Here is a 4,719-nt window from a genome sequence, read left to right on the forward strand (position 1 = left end):
CACTGCGTTCGCAATGACGGGGCTGTTCATGGAAAGCATAGCGCGGCAGTCCATGCAGTCCGGGGACATGGATTGCGTCACATTTGGTGGCAGGTTTGGCAAGATGTCATGCCGGCACCATAGCGGGTGAGCTTGGGCAGGGTAGAGCGATGTGGCTCGTGGCAACTGGCGCAATAAAACGTTTTGCCCGGCTGCAGGGGGTCTGGTACGTTTTCTTTTTTGTTGCCCAGTGGATGCCCTTTGGTGCTCAGGCCCGCGATCACGTGCTGGCTGTTCTCGATGTCGGGGTGGCAGTTCAGGCAGAGTAAGACCGGTTTTGTTTTTAGCAGGCCTGGGTAGTCGCTGGCGTGAGGGTTGTGGCATTCCAGGCACATGCCGGTGTTGACCGGGGCATGCACCATTTTGCCTTCAAACAGGGCTTGTTCATGGCAACTGATGCACAGCGCAGGCACCTCAGCGCGCAGGCCTTTGGGCAAAGGCCCTTTGTTCAGGTGCGGTACTTTGCTGACGTCAAGGTTGTCGTGGCAGCTTTTGCAGCCCATATGAACGGCCGCGTGAACTGTCTTGCTTGTTGTCATCTGGCGGTGGCAGTACACACAACTTTCGGCAGCGGCAAGCCCAGTGGCCGCCAGCAGTAGCGCGAACACGGTTGCCGAGGCGGCATTTCTGAGTTGCATTCAGACCGCTTTAGTTTGCCACCGCGCAGCCTGATGCGGACTGGCTGGCCGGGCTCAGGCTGGCGTCTAGCGTCAGCGCCTGCTCTATGGCTGCCCGGGCCTCAGCGCATTGGCCCTGGGCCGCCAGAATCTGCCCCAGCAGCAGGTGCGCGCTCGCCAGATTGGGGTCTTGCGCGAGGCTCTTGCGCACACTTTCCAGGGCTTTGTCGTAGCGCTTGCTTTTGAACAGCATGGCAGCCATGGCGCGGTGGCGGCGTGCGACTTGCGTCTGGCCGCCCTCGTGGGTGCGCTCGGGGTTCAGCGTGCGCTGCATCTGCGACTCGGTGATGTCACCCAACAGAAGGTGTATGCGCGAGCGCAACACGGCGCAAAAATCAATCGTCCGGTAGGTTTCAAACGCGGCCAGTTTGTGGTCTGGCCCGATCACCGCCACCACGGGGTGCATGGCCAGCTCCAGACTGCCATAAAGCGTGTCGCCGGGGTCCACCAGCACGGCAGCCGTAAAACCGGTTTCTTGCACCAGCGCGCTGACTTGAGGCAACGCCACCGAGTCCGAGACCACACCGACAAGGTGCACGGATTTGTCAGCGAATTCGCTCAGGCAAGGTCCTAGCTCTTGCAGCGCCGCGTGTGAGCGCGCTTGCTGCGGCCTAAAGAAAAACAGCGCGGTGCTGCCGCTCTCGGCCAGCAGCGGCTGTTTGCCGCCCTGTAGGGTGGTCATCTCAAGGTTGGCCACGGGTGTGCCAATGTCAGCATGGGCGCTGGCCGCCAGGCCTATGCCAGCCAGCGCCTGAAACACGACCAGCAACAAGAGCAGGCGCTTGATGGCTGGCAGCGGCATTTAAGGTGCCTTGCGGTTCTCGTAGCCACGCTCTTGGTGGCAAGTTTTTGCGCAAGAGCCACCGGTGGCCGTTTTCTCGTAGTTCAGTTTTAGCACCCAGCCGCCTGAGCCGTAGGGTACGCCGTCGCGGATATGGTGTTTTTGCTTGGAGCCATGTACCTCATGGCAGGCGCGGCAGGTACGGCCCCGGCCGGGTTGCTGCAAGTGGACAAAATGCAGGTTTTTCGTGCCATCGCGGAAACGAGTCAGCTTGTCGGTCCGGGCGGTAGAGAAGGCTTTTTCTTTGTGGCAAGTAAAGCACAGGTCATAGACATCCGGGTTGTATGGGGCATAAAACTCTTTTGGGTAGTTGCCATCAAGCAGCCGGAATTGCTCGCCGCCGTGCGGCTGATGGCATGCCACGCAGTCTTTGTCTCTTACCGGGCCGTGCCAGTCTGGGTTGTCGTCAAGCCAGGCTTTCATGTTTTGCAGTTTTTTGCCGTTGGCGCCAACCATGGTATCGACGTTGTGGCAGCTCAGGCAGAGGTCAAAGGGGAGCTGGACCAGCAGTGTCTCTACCTCGCTGGCGTGCGGGTTGTGGCAATTAAGGCACTTGGCACCGCTGCTCAGTGCTTTGTGCGGCACGCTGGCGCTGGCATGGATTTCAGCAACCTCCTTGTGGCAACCGGCACACAACTGGCCGGTTTCTTGCAGCAGCATTTTGGGGTAATTGGCGTTGTGCGGGTTGTGGCAATTGGTGCAGGCGTTTTGCGCCGGGGGGTGTACGTGGGCGCGCTTGAGCACACCGGGGAATTCTTCGTGGCAGCCCAGACACAGTGTTGTAACGTCTGTGATTAACGGCCCGGGTTTCTTGGGGTCGCTATTGGCATGGCAGAGGCTGCATTCGCCTGCTTCAAAGGGCGCGTGGGCTGAGACTGATGTGCCGGTCAGCGGGGTTAGCGCCCCGGTTGGCAGGCCGCGCACAGCAAAGGAGGGCGATAGCGGTGTGGCCGCTTGTGCGGTTTGGGCGAATAGCACCGTTGAAAACGCCATTGCCCAGGCGAGTAATGCAGAAAAAATATATCGCATAACAGACATTGCCCCACTCATTTTGTAAAAAAGCCATTTGGCCCGCGCCAATCAAACGGATAAACCGCGACCGAAGCCATCGTTGCTGGCCGTTTCTTGACTTTTTCTTTATTTAATTATTTCCGCCAGCCACGCCACAGCCGTCGAATTGAAGCATTGTTGCTCTGGTTTTTACTTGATCTTGCTCAATAGATAGGAAATTCAACTCAAGCTCAGCGCGTTAACGCCCATGACAACTGCGCGGGGTTGATCACGTCCACACTGAACGCCTGGTCTGACTTGAGCGGCCAGCCCTGGGGCACCGGTGCCACCACGCAAATACTTTACCCGCCAAAAACAAGGCGGCATCAACGCTCGCCACGCGGCAGTCCACGCAAACGGGTTAGCGCGTCACAGTGAGATCTATAGCGCTTATAATTTCGAGCATTATTAATAAATAAGTTTATAACGCCTGAAATGTTTGATTTTAGTCTTGCCTCTTTCGATGAAATCGCCCATGAGCTGGGCGCCCGGCTCAAGGCATTGCGCCTGGCCCAGGGGCTTCAACAAATAGAACTGGCCAGTCGCGCAGGGGTATCGCGCTACGTCGTGCAAGAGCTCGAAGGCTCGGGTAAGTGCACGCTCCTGTCCTTGTTGCGCATCGTCCAGGCGCTGGGGCGGGAGTCCGAGTTGCAGGGGCTTTTTGAGCTCAAAGTGAATTCCATCGCCCAAATGGAGGCGGCCAACAGCGCCAGGCGGGTACGCGCACCGCGCAAGTATTTACGCAAGAATGCAACTGCCCCGGAAACCACGGCATGAAAAAGGTCTTTGTTTACTACGAGGGTTGGGGTGAGCGCTGGCTTTTGGGTACGCTGGCCGACAATGGCTCGCAGTTGCTTTTTGAGTATTCAAAAGAAGCATTGGCACAGCAGCTCGAGCTCTCCCCGCTCAGGCTAAGGCTTGCGGCGCAGGCTTATGGGAATTTCCCCACCTACTTGCAGCGGCTGCCTGGGCTTGTGAGCGACTCGCTGCCGGACGGTTGGGGCTTGCTGCTCATGGACAAGCTATTTCGCAAGGCGGGCCGCAACCCGGCCACGCTCTCGCCTTTGGATCGCCTCGCTTTTGTGGGTAGCCGCGGCATGGGCGCGCTGACCTTCGAGCCCGCTGACCGCCAGGAACTCGGCACAGAGGACTTCACGTTGCTGGACCTGGCGCGCGAAGTGCAAGTGCTGGTCAGCGGTGAAGAAAGCCAAGCACTAAAGCAATTGGCACTGATGGGCGGCTCGCCACATGGTGCCCGGCCCAAGGTGCTGGTCTTTTACAACGCGGCTACGCATGCCATCAGCACGCAGGCTACTGCCGGGAGCGCGCCCTGGCTCGTGAAGTTCCACGCTCAAGACGAGCACAAGGAAGCCTGCGCCATCGAGCACCTGTATGCAAGGCTGGCAAGAGCGTGCCAGCTCAACATGCCACAGACGGCGTACTTCGACCTGGACAAAAAGCTGGCCGCTTTTGGGATTGAGCGCTTTGACGTGCAAGACGGCATGCGCGTGCCCGTTCACACCCTGGCAGGTGCGCTGCATGCGGACTTCAGATCTGCTGGCGCTGTGGACTACGCCACGTTTATGCGTCTTGTGAGGCTTTTTACACGCAATGACCAAGCTGTGCAGCAAGCGTATGAGCGCTGCGTTTTCAACGTGCTGTTCCACAACCGCGATGACCACGCAAAGAACTTCTCTTTTCGCCTGAACAAAGTGCGGCAGTGGGAGCTGGCGCCGTGCTACGACCTGAGCTTTAATGCCGGGCCGGGGGGCGAACATCAGATGGACGTGCTGGGACACGGCAAAAACATCACCCGAGCGCTGCTGCTCGCGTTGGCCGAAAAATCCAGCCTGGACAAGACGTGGGCCACCAGCGCCATCGCGCGCATGTTGGACGTGCACGCGCGCCTGAATGAAGTTATCAGCGAAAGTGGCATGCAGAAATACATTCGCCCGGCGACCCTGAAGCTGGTTCGGACGGCTATCGCTGTAAATGCCAGGTTATTGAGCTGAGCTGGCATGCTCGAAGGTTCTGGGGAAAACAGTCAAGGGTTACTGATTGACCAAATGACCGCTGACAAATTTATGCAACAAACTGGCAGCAAAGGTCTGA

General features: G+C 58.4%; 5 protein-coding genes. 2 read left to right on the forward strand and 3 right to left on the reverse strand.

Annotation, left to right across the window (positions count from 1 at the left end):
- Nucleotides 1-77: 77 nt before the first annotated feature.
- From IBX54_RS12785 to IBX54_RS12795, 3 genes are read right to left on the reverse strand one after another with little or no spacing between them, the layout of a single operon-like run.
- A complete protein-coding gene (locus IBX54_RS12785) occupies nt 78-677 on the reverse strand; it encodes a cytochrome c3 family protein (RefSeq protein ID WP_296543039.1) in 600 nt (199 codons plus the stop codon).
- A gap of 10 nt (nt 678-687) precedes the next feature.
- The gene (locus tag IBX54_RS12790) at nt 688-1,518 is read right to left on the reverse strand and encodes a tetratricopeptide repeat protein (RefSeq protein WP_296543040.1); all 831 of its coding nucleotides are present in this window, start codon (nt 1,516-1,518) and stop codon (nt 688-690) included.
- The gene (locus IBX54_RS12795; protein ID WP_296543041.1) at nt 1,519-2,595 is read right to left on the reverse strand and encodes a cytochrome c3 family protein; all 1,077 of its coding nucleotides are present in this window, start codon (nt 2,593-2,595) and stop codon (nt 1,519-1,521) included.
- Nucleotides 2,596-3,042: 447 nt separating this feature from the next.
- Here IBX54_RS12795 and IBX54_RS12800 point away from each other — a divergent pair, with 447 nt between their 5' ends.
- Nucleotides 3,043-3,384 (forward strand): helix-turn-helix domain-containing protein, encoded by a 342-nt coding sequence (locus IBX54_RS12800; RefSeq protein WP_296543042.1) that lies wholly within the window; start codon nt 3,043-3,045, stop codon nt 3,382-3,384.
- On the forward strand, nt 3,381-4,619 hold the full coding sequence (locus tag IBX54_RS12805; protein WP_296543043.1) for a type II toxin-antitoxin system HipA family toxin: 1,239 nt from the start codon (nt 3,381-3,383) through the stop codon (nt 4,617-4,619). Before IBX54_RS12800 ends, IBX54_RS12805 begins: the two co-directional genes overlap by 4 nt.
- Nucleotides 4,620-4,719 lie beyond the last annotated feature (100 nt).

Source organism: Rhodoferax sp. (genome assembly GCF_014859475.1).
Taxonomy (GTDB): domain Bacteria; phylum Pseudomonadota; class Gammaproteobacteria; order Burkholderiales; family Burkholderiaceae_C; genus Rhodoferax.